The organism is Labrys wisconsinensis, assembly GCF_030814995.1.
Classification (GTDB): Bacteria; Pseudomonadota; Alphaproteobacteria; order Rhizobiales; family Labraceae; genus Labrys; species Labrys wisconsinensis.
The window spans coordinates 1-1120 of record NZ_JAUSVX010000054.1; the positions used below are offsets into that span (position 1 = coordinate 1).

Sequence of the window (1120 nt, forward strand, 5' to 3'; positions counted from 1 at the left end):
GAGACCATCCGCCAGCAGGACATCGCGGCGGTGGCGCCGTTCCTGCAGTTCACCGGGGGGCTGGCGCTGGACTTCGACCGGAGCTGGCCGCTGATCGGCGGGGCGCGCATCACCAACGGCGCGGTCTTGATGGTGCTGCTGGCTGGCTTGGTCTGGTACATGCTGAACCGCACGGCCTTTGGGCGGCACATCCATGCCACGGGCGATGATGCGGAGGCGGCGCGCCTGGCGGGCATCCGCACCAGCCGCACGCTGGTGGCGGTCTATGCGCTGGCGGGGCTGATCTGCGCGATCGGCGGCTGGGCACTGATCGGGCGGATCGGCTCGATCAGCCCGCAGGCGGGCCAGACGGCGAACCTGGACAGCATCACGGCGGTGGTGATCGGCGGCACGAGCCTGTTCGGCGGGCGCGGGTCGATCGTGGGCACGCTGGTGGGAGCGCTGATCGTCGGCGTGTTCCGCAACGGGCTGGCGCTCTATGGGGTGGACGTGTTGTGGCAGGAGTTCGCGGTGGGCTGCCTGATCATCCTGGCGGTGGCGATCGACCAGTGGATCCGGAGGGTTTCGGCATGAGCACGACAGTGCAGCCCATCCTGCAGGCGCGCGGCCTGGTGAAGCGCTATGGCCGGGTGACGGCGATGGACCATGCGGATTTCGACCTGCTGCCGGGGGAGATCCTGGCGGTGATCGGCGACAACGGGGCGGGCAAGTCGACGCTGATCAAGGCGATCGCGGGGGCGGTGATCCCGGACCAGGGGGAGATCCGGCTGAACGGGGAGGTGGTGCAGTTCCGCTCGCCGCTGGAGGCGCGGGCGGCGGGGATCGAGACGGTGTTCCAGAACCTGGCGCTGTCGCCGGCGCTGTCGATCGCCGACAACATGTTCCTGGGGCGGGAGCGGCGGGCGCCGGGGCTGCTGGGCAAGCTGTTCCGGCAGCTGGACCGGACGGGCATGCAGGCGGATGCGCGCAAGGCGCTGTCGCAGCTGGGCCTGATGACGATCCAGAACATCAACCAGCCGGTGGAGACGCTGTCGGGCGGGCAGCGTCAGGGCGTGGCGGTGGCGCGGGCGGCGGCGTTCGGGCGCAGCCTGATCATCATGGACGAGCCGACGGCGGCGCT

Annotated in this window: 2 protein-coding genes; both read left to right on the top strand. The window is 70.5% G+C overall.

Annotated features, from left to right (window positions below):
* Positions 1-573: ABC transporter permease (locus tag QO011_RS42480; protein ID WP_307286774.1), on the top strand; the 573-nt coding region annotated here is incomplete at its 5' end.
* A partial coding sequence (locus QO011_RS42485; RefSeq protein ID WP_307286778.1) for an ATP-binding cassette domain-containing protein occupies positions 570-1120 on the top strand: 551 nt, incomplete at its 3' end. The genes QO011_RS42480 and QO011_RS42485, both read left to right, overlap by 4 nt.